At 30.4% G+C, this 15,404-nt stretch carries 19 protein-coding genes; 6 read left to right on the top strand and 13 right to left on the bottom strand.

Translation table 11 applies throughout. From position 1 onward, the window contains the following. Nucleotides 1-314: 314 nt before the first annotated feature. The 3 genes from KEC48_RS12525 to KEC48_RS12515 form a co-directional block, all read right to left on the bottom strand. Nucleotides 315-1,436 (bottom strand): aldo/keto reductase, encoded by a 1,122-nt coding sequence (locus KEC48_RS12525; protein ID WP_211962649.1) that lies wholly within the window; start codon nucleotides 1,434-1,436, stop codon nucleotides 315-317. A gap of 80 nt (nucleotides 1,437-1,516) precedes the next feature. Next, on the bottom strand, nucleotides 1,517-2,335 hold the full coding sequence (locus tag KEC48_RS12520; RefSeq protein WP_211962647.1) for an alpha/beta hydrolase family protein: 819 nt from the start codon (nucleotides 2,333-2,335) through the stop codon (nucleotides 1,517-1,519). A 14-nt stretch (nucleotides 2,336-2,349) separates the two neighbouring features. Next, complete coding sequence (locus KEC48_RS12515; RefSeq protein ID WP_211962645.1) at nucleotides 2,350-3,147, bottom strand: HAD family hydrolase; 798 nt, start codon at nucleotides 3,145-3,147, stop codon at nucleotides 2,350-2,352. 109 nt (nucleotides 3,148-3,256) lie between these two features. Between KEC48_RS12515 and KEC48_RS12510 the strand changes: the two genes are divergently transcribed. Next, nucleotides 3,257-4,057 (top strand): MBL fold metallo-hydrolase, encoded by an 801-nt coding sequence (locus tag KEC48_RS12510; protein WP_211962643.1) that lies wholly within the window; start codon nucleotides 3,257-3,259, stop codon nucleotides 4,055-4,057. Between the two features lie 18 nt (nucleotides 4,058-4,075). Here the strand turns inward: KEC48_RS12510 and KEC48_RS12505 are convergent, their stop codons facing one another. The 5 genes from KEC48_RS12505 to KEC48_RS12485 all read right to left on the bottom strand — a co-directional run bounded on the left by KEC48_RS12505 (nucleotide 4,076) and on the right by KEC48_RS12485 (nucleotide 7,387). Continuing rightward, nucleotides 4,076-4,900 carry a Cof-type HAD-IIB family hydrolase gene (locus KEC48_RS12505; protein WP_211962641.1) on the bottom strand — a complete coding sequence of 275 codons (825 nt, stop codon included), beginning with the start codon at nucleotides 4,898-4,900 and terminating at the stop codon, nucleotides 4,076-4,078. A 112-nt stretch (nucleotides 4,901-5,012) separates the two neighbouring features. Further along, entirely contained in the window at nucleotides 5,013-5,276 is a 264-nt protein-coding gene (locus KEC48_RS12500; protein ID WP_168081120.1) for a DUF2624 domain-containing protein, read from the bottom strand. Nucleotides 5,277-5,433: 157 nt separating this feature from the next. Beyond that, nucleotides 5,434-6,222, bottom strand: a complete 789-nt coding sequence (locus KEC48_RS12495; RefSeq protein WP_211962639.1) for an HAD family hydrolase — start codon at nucleotides 6,220-6,222, stop codon at nucleotides 5,434-5,436. A gap of 72 nt (nucleotides 6,223-6,294) precedes the next feature. Continuing rightward, on the bottom strand, nucleotides 6,295-6,759 hold the full coding sequence (bcp, locus tag KEC48_RS12490; RefSeq protein WP_205089423.1) for a thioredoxin-dependent thiol peroxidase: 465 nt from the start codon (nucleotides 6,757-6,759) through the stop codon (nucleotides 6,295-6,297). Nucleotides 6,760-6,823: 64 nt separating this feature from the next. Continuing rightward, complete coding sequence (locus KEC48_RS12485; protein WP_211962637.1) at nucleotides 6,824-7,387, bottom strand: SOS response-associated peptidase family protein; 564 nt, start codon at nucleotides 7,385-7,387, stop codon at nucleotides 6,824-6,826. Nucleotides 7,388-7,497: 110 nt separating this feature from the next. Here KEC48_RS12485 and KEC48_RS12480 point away from each other — a divergent pair, with 110 nt between their 5' ends. Beyond that, complete coding sequence (locus KEC48_RS12480) at nucleotides 7,498-8,079, top strand: hypothetical protein (RefSeq protein WP_211962635.1); 582 nt, start codon at nucleotides 7,498-7,500, stop codon at nucleotides 8,077-8,079. 9 nt (nucleotides 8,080-8,088) lie between these two features. After that, nucleotides 8,089-8,826 (top strand): nucleoside/nucleotide kinase family protein, encoded by a 738-nt coding sequence (locus KEC48_RS12475; RefSeq protein ID WP_211962633.1) that lies wholly within the window; start codon nucleotides 8,089-8,091, stop codon nucleotides 8,824-8,826. Here the strand turns inward: KEC48_RS12475 and KEC48_RS12470 are convergent. Next, on the bottom strand, nucleotides 8,804-9,352 hold the full coding sequence (locus KEC48_RS12470) for a GNAT family N-acetyltransferase (protein ID WP_211962631.1): 549 nt from the start codon (nucleotides 9,350-9,352) through the stop codon (nucleotides 8,804-8,806). The genes KEC48_RS12475 and KEC48_RS12470 overlap by 23 nt on opposite strands. A 94-nt stretch (nucleotides 9,353-9,446) precedes the next feature. Between KEC48_RS12470 and KEC48_RS12465 the strand changes: the two genes are divergently transcribed. Continuing rightward, on the top strand, nucleotides 9,447-9,899 hold the full coding sequence (locus tag KEC48_RS12465) for a GNAT family N-acetyltransferase (protein ID WP_205089418.1): 453 nt from the start codon (nucleotides 9,447-9,449) through the stop codon (nucleotides 9,897-9,899). 145 nt (nucleotides 9,900-10,044) lie between these two features. On the opposite strand, the gene KEC48_RS12460 is transcribed toward KEC48_RS12465, so the two are convergent. Next, nucleotides 10,045-11,682, bottom strand: coding sequence for a sugar-binding domain-containing protein (locus tag KEC48_RS12460; protein ID WP_211962629.1), 1,638 nt, complete (start codon nucleotides 11,680-11,682; stop codon nucleotides 10,045-10,047). A gap of 93 nt (nucleotides 11,683-11,775) precedes the next feature. Here KEC48_RS12460 and KEC48_RS12455 point away from each other — a divergent pair, with 93 nt between their 5' ends. After that, nucleotides 11,776-12,234 carry a GNAT family N-acetyltransferase gene (locus tag KEC48_RS12455; protein ID WP_249191361.1) on the top strand — a complete coding sequence of 153 codons (459 nt, stop codon included), beginning with the start codon at nucleotides 11,776-11,778 and terminating at the stop codon, nucleotides 12,232-12,234. Nucleotides 12,235-12,257: 23 nt separating this feature from the next. Here KEC48_RS12455 and KEC48_RS12450 read toward each other — a convergent pair whose 3' ends face one another. Further along, a complete protein-coding gene (locus tag KEC48_RS12450; RefSeq protein WP_211962627.1) occupies nucleotides 12,258-12,680 on the bottom strand; it encodes a DUF1893 domain-containing protein in 423 nt (140 codons plus the stop codon). Further along, complete coding sequence (locus tag KEC48_RS12445; protein ID WP_211962625.1) at nucleotides 12,649-13,203, bottom strand: ECF transporter S component; 555 nt, start codon at nucleotides 13,201-13,203, stop codon at nucleotides 12,649-12,651. The genes KEC48_RS12450 and KEC48_RS12445 overlap by 32 nt, the downstream gene beginning before the upstream one ends. 131 nt (nucleotides 13,204-13,334) lie before the next feature. Between KEC48_RS12445 and KEC48_RS12440 the strand changes: the two genes are divergently transcribed. Beyond that, entirely contained in the window at nucleotides 13,335-13,955 is a 621-nt protein-coding gene (locus tag KEC48_RS12440) for a hypothetical protein (RefSeq protein WP_211962623.1), read from the top strand. 26 nt (nucleotides 13,956-13,981) lie between these two features. On the opposite strand, the gene KEC48_RS12435 is transcribed toward KEC48_RS12440, so the two are convergent. Then, entirely contained in the window at nucleotides 13,982-15,403 is a 1,422-nt protein-coding gene (locus KEC48_RS12435) for a 6-phospho-beta-glucosidase (RefSeq protein ID WP_211962621.1), read from the bottom strand. Nucleotide 15,404: the final 1 nt, after the last annotated feature.

Raw genomic sequence — 15,404 nt, 5'->3', positions numbered from 1 at the left:
TTATCAAATACATCTTTCAACTGTTTTAAATAATTAAAAACTTAAATCATATTTCCAAACAAAATGTCGTCAATATCATTAAAAAAAGCCTACAAATTACAGCTGTATAATCTTTCTAATAGAGATGTAGTATTACAGATACATATTAAATGAAATAGTGAGAACTGCTAAAGAGGATGAACTATCATACATTCGCATGAAATGTGAAAAAGAAACAATACACTAGATCTGCTTATTATAAATATTTACCTTAAGCATTTATTAACTAAACAAAACCATACTTCTATAATATAAAAAGGCATTCAAAGAATACCTTATTTTTCAAAATGTTGTGCAACTTTTTGTAAATCTTCAATGATTGGTAAATGTTGAGGGCAAACACTTTCACATTGTCCACAGCCAATACATTCACTGGCTTTACCAAAAGTTTTTGTAAGATTTTGATAATATTCCCCTTGAGGTGTCCATCCTTTTTCTTCCACTTCTTGTAAATCAGCATTATATAATGAGAAATATTTTGGAATCGCAATATGCATTGGACATCCTTCAGTACAATAAGAACAACCAGTACAAGGAATAGCGATTGTTGAATTGATGATATCTACAGCCTTTTTGATCAATTCATACTCTTTTTCATTGAGAGGTGTCATATCTTTCATATAGCCAATATTATCTTCTAATTGTGCCATATTAGACATACCACTTAATACCATCATGACATTATCAAGACTAGCTGCAAAACGAATAGCCCAAGAAGGAACAGACATATCTGAATGATATGCTTTATACATCTTTTCTACTTCTTCAGGTACTTTGGCGAGTGTTCCACCTTTGACAGGTTCCATAACAATCACTGGTTTATGATGTTTGGTTGCCACTTCATAACATTTGCGTGACTGTACACCAACACTGTCCCAATCTAAATAATTAATCTGTAATTGTACAAATTCAAATTCTGGGTGTTCTGTTAAAACTTGATCTAATAACTCTGGTCCATCATGGAATGAAAAACCAATTGTTTTTACTAAGCCTTTGGCTTTTTTATCTTTTAACCATTCAAAACAATCTAAACGATTATATGTTTCAATGCTATGAGTATTGATATCATGTAATAGGTAGTAATCAAAATACTCTACTCCTGTTTTCTTTAATTGTTCATTAAAGATTTTATCACGATCATCTTTTGTTTGAATAAATCCTGAATGTAGCTTTGTTGCTAAGGTATAAGCATTTCTTGGATAACGTTCTACCAGTGCTTCTCTGGCAGCATTTTCGCTATTAAAGCCACAATACATCCACGCTGTATCAAAATAAGTAAACCCATTTTTAATAAATGTATCAACCATTTGTTTCACTTGTTCAATATCAATCTTTGAAGGATCGTTTTCATCAAGTGATGGTAATCTCATTAATCCAAAACCTAATTTCTTCGTCATATTCTTTCCTCCTATTCAACTTTTATTATATACCTTCAAGCTCACTTGAGGTCAAGAAAAAAAGAAAGATCACTCTTTCTTTAATCCATTTCAACATGCCCACTACTGAGTCCTTCATTCTTTTCATTAATTGGTAACCATTCTAAAACATGCTTAATATAACAATCCCAAAAGTCCCATTCATGACCACCTGGCCCTTCTTCATAAGTGACTGGAATATGATGAGCTTTTAAAAAATCACGATAATCTCGATTTTGTGGCAATAAAGAATCCTCTGTTCCACAAGCCATATAGATGGCAGGTACATCTTGAATATCCATTTTTTCAATTAATGCTTTATAATCCTTATCACTGCCTTTCAGTTTTGTTAAATCACCAAAAACTGATGTTAAATAACTTCTTTTCATCATATATGGAACATCTTCACCATCTTTTGCCTGAATAAAGTCATCTAACAATAAAGCCGCTGATAAAGCACCAATATAACCAAATGTCTGATGATATTTTAAACCATTCATTAACGCTCCATATCCACCCATAGATAATCCAGCAATAAACGTATCTTCTCTAAGATGTGATAAAGGAAACATGGCTCTTGTGATTTGAACGAGTTCTTCCCCAATAAACTGTGAAAAATATTCATGTGATAATTCATTATCAACATAAAACTTATTCTCTCCAGAAGGCATAATAACAGCTAAATCATGATCTTGTGCCCATCTTTGAATACGTGTTCCACAAACCCAATCCGTATAGTTTCCAAAAATACCATGTAAAAGATATAGTGTTTTTAACTTTTCTTTTGTTTGTCCTGTATTTTTATCAACAGGAATAATAGCATTGATTGTCACTGTACGTTTTAATTTTTCAGAAATAAAATCAACTTGCACTAATGCCATAAATCATCCTCCTATCATTGAATATGAAAATACTTCTGGAATGCTTTGACAATTCCTTGATGATCTACATCATCTGTAATATATTCAGCCATAGACTTTAAAGCATCTACAGCATTTCCCATCGCAATGCCATGTCCAACCAGTTCAAACATTTCACAGTCATTAATGCCATCCCCAAAAGCATAGGTATCTATTTTATCAACACCTATTTTTTGATACAAGTATTCACAGGCTGTTCCTTTTTTAAAGCCTTTATGATAAACATCCATACGAATTAACCCATGATCATAAGCAACAATTGTCATATCATTTTCTAACTCATGATAGGCTTTCCACATTTGTTCTACTGTTTCAAACAGCACACAACAGCTTATCGCTTTGACATCACTTGCTTTATAATCCTCTATAGCATCTTTAGGTCTAAGATTATTTCCTTGAAACATCAAACGATGTTTCACGACAAGTTCATCATCTAAGCAATCACACCATTGCCCTTTATGTCCATAAAACATGGGTCTTCCTTGATACTTTTGATAAATGTCTATTTGCTTTTGAACTTCCTGTTCGCTCATAATTTCATCTATCAAAACTTCATGATTATAAATAATATAATGCCCATCACTTAAGACATATCCATCAAAGTCTATGTCATTTAATCCTTCTGGGACAACGCCTCTTGCAGAAGCAATAATGATTTTGTTTCCCTGTTGTTGAAAAGCATTTAAAACTTGTTTTGTCTGTTCATCTGGTTGCATCATTCCATTTTGTGCATTGATTAATGTCCCATCAATGTCAAAGAAAGCAATTTTCATATTTACCACTCCTTGACTGTATTATATCATTACTTCTCTTTTGAAATCCATAAAATTCTATTGCTTCTATCCTTTATTCTATGTACAATCTCAGGTGGAGGTATGAAAAATGAAATTAACAATGTTAGGAACAGGTAATGCTTTAGTGACACAATGTTATAATACATGTTTTGTGATCAGTGAGAATAATCAATACTTTTTAGTTGATGGTGGAGGTGGTAATACAATTCTCCAGCAATTAGAAAAAGCACATATTCATTGGATGGATATTAAAGATATCTTCGTTACACATAAACACATTGATCATTTATTGGGTGTGATATGGATGATTCGTATGATTGGTCAATATATGAATAAAGGAGAATATGAAGGTGATGTCCGTATTTATGCGCACCAAGAATTAATAGAAACCATTCTTGAAATTATTCATCTTGTTTTAAATAAGAAACAGTTATCTATGATTCATAAACGTATTCATATGATTAATATTGAAGATGGTCAAACTGTTTCCATTATAGGACATGATGTCACTTTCTTTGATATTCACTCTACCAAAGATCGACAATTTGGTTTTACAATGAAATTACCTCATCAAAAAATAACGTGTTGTGGGGATGAGCCTTATCATCCTATGAATCAAATGTATGTCCAAAATAGTGACTGGCTACTTCATGAAGCCTTTTGTCTACATAGTCAGGCAGATATTTTCCATCCTTATGAAAAGCATCATTCAACTGTTAAGGATGCCTGTCAAATCGCTCAGTCATTAAATATCCAAAATCTTATTTTATATCACACTGAAGATAAAAACATCCAGCAACGTCGTTCTTTATATTTACAAGAAGGACAGAAATATTTCCAGGGAAATATCTTTGTGCCTGATGATCTTGAAACCATTATCATTCAATAAAAGAGGATTGAAAACAATTCAATCCTTTTCATTATGAGTCATATATTGATGTAAATAATGACCTATTCCATCATGTTCATTATCACCACATATATCATCAGCTATCCTTTTAACTGTTTCAAAAGCATTATCCATAGCTACTCCTACTCCTGCTGCCAATAACATATCAATATCGTTTTCACCATTACCAAATGCAATAATATTTTCTAACGATATATTTTTAATTTCTGCTAACTTCAAAAGAGCCTGTCCTTTTGAGGCATGTGCAGGATTAATTTCTACCCAATCTTTTTCGACTCTACATATACTAAAACGTGAAGACATCTGTTTTTGAAGAATTGGTATTTTTTCACTCATCATTGTTTCACTTTGCACAAATGCAACTTTCTTTATTGTAGAAAAAAGATGTTCTGGTATTTCATGAATATCATCAACTATATGCCTTTCTCTATCAATAAAATGTTCTTCCATGATTCCTGTATGTCCATAATCAAAAATATATAAACACGTTTCAAAGAAAATAATCATATCAAAGGAAGATGTTTGTGCTATTTCATTCAAGAGCATTATATCATTTTTTGTTAGTCTTTGTTCTCTATGCAGACATTCTCTTGTTGAATTATAAATCTCTAATCCATTTAAAACAATATAACCACTTTGAGGATATTGATCCATATCTAACTGCTTCCCATAATACTCTAAGCTACTGATATCTCTCCCACTTGCTAAAACAAGAGAGATACCTTGTTTTTGTAAGTTCATTAAGACTTCTTTTGTATAGGGTAAGATTTGTTGATTTTGTGTTAATAACGTACCATCCATATCCATAACTATCATTTTCATTTACAAATAACCTCGCTTTTTCTTTTTATTTTACAATGATAAAACAAAAAAGCAAGAAAGAAAAAACTGTAATCTTTAGAATTTCAATATTCTATGGATTACAGTTTTTTTATTATTTAATTTCTCTCATTATATAGTTTTCTAATATTGGCTTAAATTGTTTGGAAACCTCTAGGTTGGTTTCTTTACTAATCTCTACCAATAACAATGGATGATAATCTTCATCAATTACAGCATGTGGATTATCTTTTATAATTCTTAAAATAACTTTTAAGTTTTGATCATCAATATTTGTTTTATTACGAGTACACATCTGTTTAATTCTTTTAAGTGTCAACTTCTGTAAATGATGATTAATATCAAAAAGACTAAACATATAACCAACCTCCTTTTCTATTATATATATTATAATCCTTTTACTTTATGTTTTCTATCAAAACAATTGTTTTTCATTTTCTAATTATGAAAATATAACATCACTTTTTAGCGTTCTAGTATATTTTTATCATATATTTTGTAAAAGTATAAATATATCAATCATTTAAAATATCCTCTATCTTCTTTAAAACAGCCTGTTCATCATTAGAACCAATCACTTTATATGCAATGTCTTTAATTGGCTGGACTGCATTAGACATCGCATAAGCATACTTGACTTCCTGCAACATTTCATAATCATTCATTTGATCACCAAAGGCAGCACATTCATCAGATTGAATTTGATACATATCCTGTAAAAATTGTATACCTACGCCTTTATTCATATTTTGATTTTGAATATCCATCCATTCATTTCCTGATGTAACAATCTTCACACCTATCGGTAACTGCTGACTAATTTCATCTAACAAATCTTGAATATGGTGTTGTTTATCATATATCGCAATCTTCATAATCTCATCATGAACATCATCAAAGGAATTCACAAATGAATAGGCACAATAATACTTTTTAACCTCATTCCTATATGCAAACTCATCTTTTAAAATATAAGCTCCTTTTTTCCCACACAAAATCATAAAAATACGTTGATACTGTGATAAGATATGTATCATTTCCTGGACTTTTTGATTTAAAATGACATCACAATGTAATTCTGTTGTTCCTTTGGCTATATAACTTCCATTTTCAGCAATAAAATACATCTGATCGCTTAATGGTAAGAATTTCTGGTATAAACGATAATATTGATTACCACTTGCTATAACAAACTTTATATTTTTTTCTTGCATTTTATAAAAGAGTTCAATAAAAGACTTATCAAACTTCTTATTTGAATCTAAAAATGTTCCATCCATATCTGTCGCAATTAATCGAATCATTTTCTTTCCTCCCTATATGTCTTATTATAAAGAAATCTAAATTCTGTTTCTAGTTTAAAATGAAAAACACATCTATTGAGATGCGTTTAAAACTTCCAGCATATCTTCTGGATTTTGAGCAGCTTTCACTTTTGTATATGCTTTTTCAATAATCCCTTCTTCATTAATCAAGTATGTTGTTCTGACAACTCCCATGACTTTTTTACCATACATATTTTTTTCTTTCCAGACATCATAAGCCTGTATAACTTGTAATTCTGGATCAGACAATAAGGTAAAAGGTAATTGATATTTTTCTTGGAATTTTTTATGAGATTTCACACTATCTTTACTGACCCCTAAAATGACAGCTCCTTTTTCATTAAAATCAGGATATAATTGAGCAAATCCACAAGCCTGTTTTGTACATCCTGGTGTATTATCTTTAGGATAAAAATATAAAATCACTTTCTTCCCTAAATATTGACTTAAAGTCACCGATTCTCCATCTTGATTCAATAATGTAAAATCTGGTGCCTTGATTCCTGTTTCTAACATTTGTTCTCACTCCTTTTTTCCATTATAACAAATTTACTTTTCTTTTCATATCAATATGCTTTTCCTAAAATAATGATGGCTGATAAGCTCCAGATACTATTTGAATAGGATAATCATTATCATAAAAGTGATAAGGAGAGATAGTTGTATCAAACCATTGCATTATATCATGTTGATCAATGATTAATGGCATACGTGAATGCACAGGTTTCATGACATCATTAGCAATTTTAGTGATAATCACGACTTCTTCTTTATCATTATATATACCTGCCATCAAAAGAATCGGGTCATGAATACTTTCAAAAGACACTTGATGTTTATGTCCATCCCACTCATAAAATCCTTTCGCAAAGATAAGACAACGTCTTTCTTTCACATCTTTTTGAAATAACTTCTTTTCCAATAATGTTTCACATCTTGCATTAATGATAAGTTGTGAAGTATAAGGAATCCTATAACCCCACTGCATCTTTTTGATTTCAAGTTTTCCATGATTTTCAACAATCACTGGAATCTTTTGTTTAGGAAAACAATCCCCCAAAAGAATTTGATTCCATTGAACATCCACTCCCATATCTTTTAATACTTGATAAATCTGTTTCATGATATAATATCTTCCACACATGAATGTTTTCCTCCTGTTGATATTCATTATAACATATCTTTTTTCTTATTTTCTTCTTTTATTGATTATGAGATAATAAATATAGAAAATCATGAAAGTGAGCGTATCTTATGAGAGAAACCTATAGTAAAAATTATTTTGAAAAATATGCAGCTTTAACTTTGACTTTGTTCTTTAATATTGATAAAGAAGCTATTATACAATCAGATCGCCCTGATTTGCGTATACCCTCTATCCAATTTGGTATTGAAGTCACACAAGCATTAACACCTCAAGAAGCTGTTGAAGACATGAAGAAACCACTCTATATGTCCTTAGACTTAACACCTTTTGATCATAGTCATCAAGATTTAGCCTTTGTTTATGAAAAAATAGATGACGCTATTGATAGAAAGTTAAAAAAAGCCAAAAATTATGAACACTATTTATATAATGGACTTTATATTTTTTCCCATTGTCATAATTTATTACAAGAATCTTTACAAAATTTTCTATCTCAAAAACACATTCCTCATGATTTTTATCAATATATTTTTATTAATTCTGTAACCAAAATCTATTGTTTTGATATTCTATCAAACCAAATCATTCCATTTTCATTTCACCGTCAAGATCTCATTAAAATGAATTTAGAAGCTTTAATCTATGAAAAAACATGTTCCAAAAAACGAAGAAAAATCATTATACCTTAAGGAGTCTATATGAAAACATATCAACTATTAGTTAATGGGCATATCATTCATGCCCAATATGATGAACATAATATTCAAGAAATATTTATTCCTCTTTTACAAAGATGGACACATTTACAAAAAGAAAAGCAAAAACGTTTACTTGTCTTATTAGCTGCACCACCTGGTGCCGGTAAAACAACACTTTCTTTATTTTTAGAATATCTTTCAAATCAAGACAAAACATTAACACCTATACAAGCTATAGGTATGGATGGATTTCATCGTTATCAAGATTATCTGGATACACACTATATTGTAAGAGATGAAAAAAGAATATGTATGAAAGATGTGAAAGGTTGTCCAGAAACATTTGATGTTGAAAAACTCATTGAAAAAATCAAAGAGGTTCAATCACAAGATACATATTTTCCTTTATATAATCGTGTTTTACATAATCCAGAAGAAAATAAAGTTTTTGTTAATCATGATATTGTCTTGATTGAAGGTAATTATCTTTTATTGAATGAACCTTTATGGAAAGATATTCGTTTTTTGTTTGATGATACCATTTTTATCAAAGCTCAAAGAGCTGAACTTGAAAAACGTTTAATTCAAAGAAAGATGTTAGGTGGAATTCCTTATCATCAAGCAAAACAATTCTATCAAAATTCTGATGGAGTCAATGTAAAAAGAGTTCTTACCCATTCGTTACAGGCACATATTCAATTAGAATATCATGATTCTATTTATCACTTCTCAAAATAGAATAATAACAGGCATCATAAACACCTTGATTGTCCCAATCTGAATGTCTTAATGTTCCTTCATATTTCATTCCACATTTTTTCATAACTGCTCCCGAATGAGGATTTTGAATATTATGATGAGATTGTATACATTCATATTGAACCTGCTCAAATAAAAAGTCTATAACCTTATTTAATGCTTCTGTCATAATTCCTTGATGCCAGTATTTCCTTGATAAACAGTAACCGATTTGAGCTAACCTTGCTTTTTCATTGTGTGAAACAACTGCAATATTTCCTATGACTTCTTGACAATCCTTCAATACAATAGCCCAATTATAATAATCTATCTTTTCATATTGATGAATCCATTCATTAAGAATATTGATTGTTGTGGCTTTATTTTCATGAGGTTGCCACGTAAGAAAACGTGTCACTTCTTCATCCTGTACCCAATTTTTCAACATATCATCAACATCATCGATTTTAAATTGTCTTAATAATAAACGTGATGTTTCTATATTTTGTGTTCCTATATGTTCCATATTTGTCCTCCGTTTAAATTTTGTATATTGTATCATTATTTCTCTTTCAAAAAAATAGCTTTTTCGCTATAATGTATAAAAGGAGGCGTTGCAAATGATTAGAGAAGCAAGAGCAAATGATTTAGAGGGAATAAATCATTTATTATATCAAGTGAATAATGTTCATGCTGATGGTAGACCAGATTTATTTCAACATGGGAGTAAAAAATATAATGATGAAGAACTATTAAAGATTATAAATGATGCTTCTAGACCTATTTTTGTATTTGAAGATGAAAATCATCATATTTTAGGATATGTTTTTTGTATTGTCCAACACCTTTATGAAAATAAAAAAACACTCTATATTGATGATTTATGTGTTGATGAAAACTGTCGTGGTCAGCATATTGGTAAACAGCTTTATGAATATGTTCTTACTTATGCAAAAAAGCATGATTTCTACCACGTCACATTAAATGTCTGGTGTTTAAATGAATCTGCTATGAAATTTTATGAAAGCTGTGGAATGACACCATTAAAAATTATGATGGAACAGAAGTTATAAAGATTGTGAAATACAATTTTTTTATTATGGTAACCATTGTGGCTACATCTTACTCAGCAATGCCTATATCCGTCTTATTTTAAAAAGTACAGGATACTTTAGAGAATGTTATTCAAGATACACACGACTATATTCAAAAAAAGCCTCAGAATGAAAAAAATTCTTTGGCTTTTTCATTAATCTTTTTTTGATATTTTAATAAACGTTTCGTATCTACTTTACAGATTTGTCGATCATATGTATAAAATCCATTGATTTCTTCTTCTATATCTGATAACTGAGTATAAATATAACCACACAAACCATATTCAATAGAAGGCAAAATCATTTCTTCATACATCTTTATGATTTTATCTGTCAATTCCTTTTCACTATGTGTTGTCCCATAACCATAGTGTTTTTGAGCATATGTATGTTTTTTAATCAGTCGTGTATATCCACCACACTCACTTAATAAAATAGGTTTATCACTTGTCTTTTTGATGACTTTATTTTTAAAATAAATGTGTTCACTTTGAACATCACTTAATTTTTGATGAAACCAGCCAGATGTTGCATCATAAAAACGTGTAGCGTCATACTGCTTACATTTTTGATACATTTCATCGGCATACATTTGTCCCCATCCTTCATTGAAAATTGTATATCCTATAATACATGGATGATTATATAAATGTTTTAATGTTTCTAACATATGTTTTTGAAATATATATTTTTGAAGTTGTTTCCCTTTTGGATAATCAAAATGAAATTTCAAACCTATATTAGGTAAAACAGTATCTCTCATATAATGATATTTTCCATTATTCACATGATCTTGAATAACCAGCATTCCTAAACAATCACAAGCATAATAAAAAGCTTCTGGTTCTATTTTCATATGCTTTCTTAGACAATTCACCCCTAATGCCTTCATTCTTAAAATATCTTTTTCATATTCTTTCATATGGGATGGTAAAAAAAGTCCATCATGAAAATAACCCTGATCTAAAACACCATGTATAAATATAGGCTTATGATTTAATAAAATGTGTTGACCTTGAATATCAACAGTTCTTAAAGCAAAATAACTTTCCACATGGTCATCATCTGTATCTATTATCAATTGATATAAATAAGGATCATCTACATCCCATAGATGGCGATACGCTAAAGGAATTTCAATTTCTATGTCTTTTTGTATAAATGTTTCTTGAAAAAACAAGGTTTCACCTATGATACTGACCTGATATGTATCTGCCAATGTTTCAACATGTAATTGAATAGATTCTAACGTAGGTGTTATTTTTAAATCCTGAATGTAATGAGAATGTACAGATTCAAGCCAGACACTTTGCCATATTCCCGATACTGGCGTATACCACATTCCTTTGTGTTTTTTTCTTTGTTTACCATAAGGATAAAGATAAGATAACTGATCTGTAACCTCTACTTCTAAAAGATTTTCTCCCTCTTGTAAAAAAGTTGTGATATCAAACCAGAATGGTAAATAACCTCCTTGATGTTCTCCTACACATTGATGATTAATATAAACCTTTGCTTTTTGATCAACTGCACCAAAATGCAAATGAACACTCTTATCCTTTCCTGACATTTGAGGTTCTAAAACAAAAGTTTTTTGATAATGTAAAAAATCTTTAATTTCTCCATCATAACAAGATAATAAAGCTTGAGGTGGGTAAGGAACTTGAATAGGTTTTTGATTTAAAATCCATGTTCCATCTAATGATTGAAAACTTTCTCTATATAATTGTGGTCGGGGGTAATGATATTTCTTTTCCATATGGCACAACTCCTTATATTTATTATATAATAGTTCATTGTTGATAGGAATATTTTTTGTCGTATAATTTTGATATTGAAAGAGGGGATACACATGATTTATAAACAAGATGATAAAAGCTATTTAGCTGAAATTGTTAATTTAATTCAAGAATATATAACAGAGCTTCATCGTGATTTAACATTTCAAAACCTACAACAAGAACTCAATGATTTATCTTCTCAATATCTCCCACCATATGGTCATCTTATGATTGCTGTAAAGGATCATCAAGTCATTGGATGTGTCGCATTACATAAACATAGTGATATAAGATGTGAGATGAAACGATTGTTTGTCAAAAAGGAGTATCGTCATAATAATATTGCTCATGGACTGATTCAAAGAATATTAGATGTTGCTGTAGAGGATGGCTATAAGGAAATGGTTTTAGATACAATTCAACCTTTGCAAAGTGCTATCCAGCTTTATCATCAGTTTGGATTTTATGAAATCTCAGCTTATTACAATAATCCTATGGATGATGTCATTTATATGAAAAAAGAGCTTTAATAAAAACATCCCTCAGGATGTTTTTATTGATTCATCAATTCTTTTTGTTTTTGTATTAAAGCTTCATAAGCTTCATTTAAATCTGTTAAGTGATAGACTGTCTGTTCCATTGGACACATACCATCATGTGTTCTATTGATGATATAGGGAACAAGTTTTTCATAATCATAATCCACTTGATATTGATCAAGTATCTCTTTTGCTTTTTCACTTAATACATATGCATAAATATATTTAACCTTTGATAAAATCAACAGCATGGCTGTCGCTTTTCCAATCACCTTATCCACAACTATAGCATCTTCAAAATAATAAAGATGTTCCTTCATAGGATTGATAATTGGTCCAATTCCATGTAACTTGGATGTATAGATCTCTCCTTGTCGATTGGCTATAAGAGATAATTCTTCTTCATTAAGCTTTTTTTGTAGCTGCTGCAACTTCATCAAAATAGCCTCCCTTGACAATTGCCATTACAATTGCTGGTACAAAGATTAACTGAATAATGATTCCCGGAATCCCTGTTGTTGTAGCTGCAATCACTGCTGGAATACCTCCCAAAGGAATACCAAACAGATATGTTGCAATAGAAATCACAATACCATAGATAACCCTTCCAGCAATCATGGAAAGAACTAAGGCAGACAAAGAACCAAATTTCTGTTTAGAGAAATGGAACTGATGAAACAACAGACCACTGACTGTCCCATAAGTTGCCAGTTCACTCATCATAAACAAGACACGATCAGCAGAAGGCATTCCTGTCACAACAAAGCTTGTCAAAGGAGCAAAGATTCCTAAAAATAAGCCATAGATAGGTCCAAGTAACATTCCACCAATAAAAACAGGTAAATGCATTGGAAGAAAAACAGAACCAGCCTGTTGCATACCAATGATATGAAAGACTTGCGGTAATAATAAAGATATAGCTAAACACATAGCTCCAAATGTTAATTTTTTTGTTTTCATTGTAAAACCTCCTCGTACTATATCATAACGCTAAAGTAAGGTTTAAAGTCAACCCTTTTTTCAATTTCCATAAGACTTTTTTCTTTTCTATATGATATATTTATGCTATACTCCATGATTGAGGTGAGGTTATGAAAAGACTTTATGAATATCTTGATATGATTTCTCAAGAAGATATACATGATTATGTTGAAAAAATGAAATACAACAATGATATGTATACAACTCTATCCAAAGGAATAGAGGATTTTAAACAGTTAACACCTATCTATAATGATAATGTTATTTTTTCATTATATAAAGACATGTTATTTCTTCAGCCAGATCAAGATCAACCATTTTTAACACGAAAAGAAGACCACGTTTTTTATAGCCCATTATACTTTGTTGAAAAAATGGACATGACACAACAATTCCCATTAAATTCTATGAATCACCAACAAGCATTAGGTGCTTATGTTGTGGTGGATAAGGATTATCCTTTTATACATATGATTTTACTGATTATTGATAATTTACTCAATGATGTTAAAAGTACAATTCAAAATCAAATCAATGAAATGATTCGTCATCTCCAAGAACAATTTCCTCAAGCAACAATATCTACAGTGAGCGTCATTGCCAGTGACCATGCTCCTCAAGAAGATCAAATTCAACAGATGGAATCACAAATCATTGAAAAACAAATGGATATGAATCAATCTTTTGAACAAAAGACAAAAGAATATTATCAAAGTATTTTATATAATTAAAAAACATGTACTAGTGACATGTTTTTTTATAATAATTCCCCATTTGTAGCAATGACTTTTTTATACCATTCAAACGATTTTTTCTTTAACCTTTTGAACGTTCCCTTTCCCCTGTTATCTCTATCTACATATATAAATCCATATCTTTTTTCCATTTCACCAGTCCCATTGGAAATCAAATCTATACATCCCCATGTTGTGTATCCCATTAAATCAACACCATCTTTGTCAACAGCATCTTTCATCGCTTTAATGTGTTCTCTTAAATAATGAATGCGATAATCATCTTGAATTGTTCCATCTTCTTCTACAATATCTTTAGCTCCCAAACCATTTTCAACAATAAATAATGGTTTTTGATAACGATCATAAAGTTCATTCATAGTAATTCTTAAACCTAAAGGATCAATTTGCCATCCCCATTCACTCGATTTCAAATATGGATTTATAACAGATGCAAATATATTACTTTCAGTTTGACAGCTACTATCAGGAGTCGAACTAGAAACTCTTGATGAATAATATGAAAAACTTATAAAATCAACAGTATTTTCCATCAATAAATTCTTATCATCATTCATAAATGGAATGATAGCTTGATTCTTTTCTATCCATTTTAAAGCATATGGAGGATAATAGCCTCTTGATTGAACATCAATAAACATATAGCTTTCTCGATTATCACATATAGCTTTCCAATAATCTTCAGGTTTACATGTTGCTGGATAATAAGACCCTGCTGCTAACATGCATCCAATTTGATTTTGTGGATTAATCTCATGAGCCAGTTTTGTGACGAGTGCACTAGCAACTAATTCATGATGCGCACAGGTAATCATAGCCTGTATTTTATTTTCATCATCCTTAAATCTTAGTCCTGCTGCAACAAACGGAAAATGAAGTATCATATTGATTTCATTAAAAGTTAGCCAATATTTTACAAAATGTTTATATCTTATCAATAGAACCTTTGCTAATTTAACATAACAATCAATCATTCTTCTATCTCTCCATCCTCCATATTTGTTGATCAAATACATAGGACAATCAAAATGATTTATTGTCACTAATGGTTCAATATGATATTTATGACACTCTTTAAATACATCTTCATAAAATTTTAATCCTTCTTCATTAGGTGATTCTTCATCACCATGTGGAAAAATGCGTGTCCATGCAATGGATATTCTAAAAACTTTAAATCCCATTTCTGCCATTAATGCAATATCTTCTTTATAATGATGATAAAAATCAACAGCTTGATGACTTGGAAAATAGTGATTGTCAATATGATTAATCCATTTTTCTCCTGTTCCAATAGCATATCGATCTTGACCATACGGCATCAAATCGACATTAGCTAAACCACGTCCACCTTCGAAAATACCACCTTCAACTTGATTGGCAGCTGTTGCACCACCCCATAAAAATCCTTCTTTAAATCCCATA

It is taken from the genome of Clostridium sp. C1, assembly GCF_018223625.1.
In the GTDB taxonomy this organism is placed as follows: domain Bacteria; phylum Bacillota_I; class Bacilli_A; order Erysipelotrichales; family Coprobacillaceae; genus Allocoprobacillus.
This window is presented reverse-complemented; position numbering and strand designations above follow the sequence as displayed.

What these genes read in the sequence shown, in the direction of transcription:
- KEC48_RS12525 (WP_211962649.1), bottom strand. Translation starts at nt 1,436, where the DNA reads ATGACGAAGAAATTAGGTTTTGGATTAATGAGATTACCATCACTTGAT.
- KEC48_RS12520 (WP_211962647.1), bottom strand. Translation starts at nt 2,335, where the DNA reads ATGGCATTAGTGCAAGTTGATTTTATTTCTGAAAAATTAAAACGTACA.
- KEC48_RS12515 (WP_211962645.1), bottom strand. Translation starts at nt 3,147, where the DNA reads ATGAAAATTGCTTTCTTTGACATTGATGGGACATTAATCAATGCACAA.
- KEC48_RS12510 (WP_211962643.1), top strand. Translation starts at nt 3,257, where the DNA reads ATGAAATTAACAATGTTAGGAACAGGTAATGCTTTAGTGACACAATGT.
- KEC48_RS12505 (WP_211962641.1), bottom strand. Translation starts at nt 4,900, where the DNA reads ATGAAAATGATAGTTATGGATATGGATGGTACGTTATTAACACAAAAT.
- KEC48_RS12500 (WP_168081120.1), bottom strand. Translation starts at nt 5,276, where the DNA reads ATGTTTAGTCTTTTTGATATTAATCATCATTTACAGAAGTTGACACTT.
- KEC48_RS12495 (WP_211962639.1), bottom strand. Translation starts at nt 6,222, where the DNA reads ATGATTCGATTAATTGCGACAGATATGGATGGAACATTTTTAGATTCA.
- bcp (WP_205089423.1), bottom strand. Translation starts at nt 6,759, where the DNA reads ATGTTAGAAACAGGAATCAAGGCACCAGATTTTACATTATTGAATCAA.
- KEC48_RS12485 (WP_211962637.1), bottom strand. Translation starts at nt 7,387, where the DNA reads ATGTGTGGAAGATATTATATCATGAAACAGATTTATCAAGTATTAAAA.
- KEC48_RS12480 (WP_211962635.1), top strand. Translation starts at nt 7,498, where the DNA reads ATGAGAGAAACCTATAGTAAAAATTATTTTGAAAAATATGCAGCTTTA.
- KEC48_RS12475 (WP_211962633.1), top strand. Translation starts at nt 8,089, where the DNA reads ATGAAAACATATCAACTATTAGTTAATGGGCATATCATTCATGCCCAA.
- KEC48_RS12470 (WP_211962631.1), bottom strand. Translation starts at nt 9,352, where the DNA reads ATGGAACATATAGGAACACAAAATATAGAAACATCACGTTTATTATTA.
- KEC48_RS12465 (WP_205089418.1), top strand. Translation starts at nt 9,447, where the DNA reads ATGATTAGAGAAGCAAGAGCAAATGATTTAGAGGGAATAAATCATTTA.
- KEC48_RS12460 (WP_211962629.1), bottom strand. Translation starts at nt 11,682, where the DNA reads ATGGAAAAGAAATATCATTACCCCCGACCACAATTATATAGAGAAAGT.
- KEC48_RS12455 (WP_249191361.1), top strand. Translation starts at nt 11,776, where the DNA reads ATGATTTATAAACAAGATGATAAAAGCTATTTAGCTGAAATTGTTAAT.
- KEC48_RS12450 (WP_211962627.1), bottom strand. Translation starts at nt 12,680, where the DNA reads ATGAAGTTGCAGCAGCTACAAAAAAAGCTTAATGAAGAAGAATTATCT.
- KEC48_RS12445 (WP_211962625.1), bottom strand. Translation starts at nt 13,203, where the DNA reads ATGAAAACAAAAAAATTAACATTTGGAGCTATGTGTTTAGCTATATCT.
- KEC48_RS12440 (WP_211962623.1), top strand. Translation starts at nt 13,335, where the DNA reads ATGAAAAGACTTTATGAATATCTTGATATGATTTCTCAAGAAGATATA.
- KEC48_RS12435 (WP_211962621.1), bottom strand. Translation starts at nt 15,403, where the DNA reads ATGGGATTTAAAGAAGGATTTTTATGGGGTGGTGCAACAGCTGCCAAT.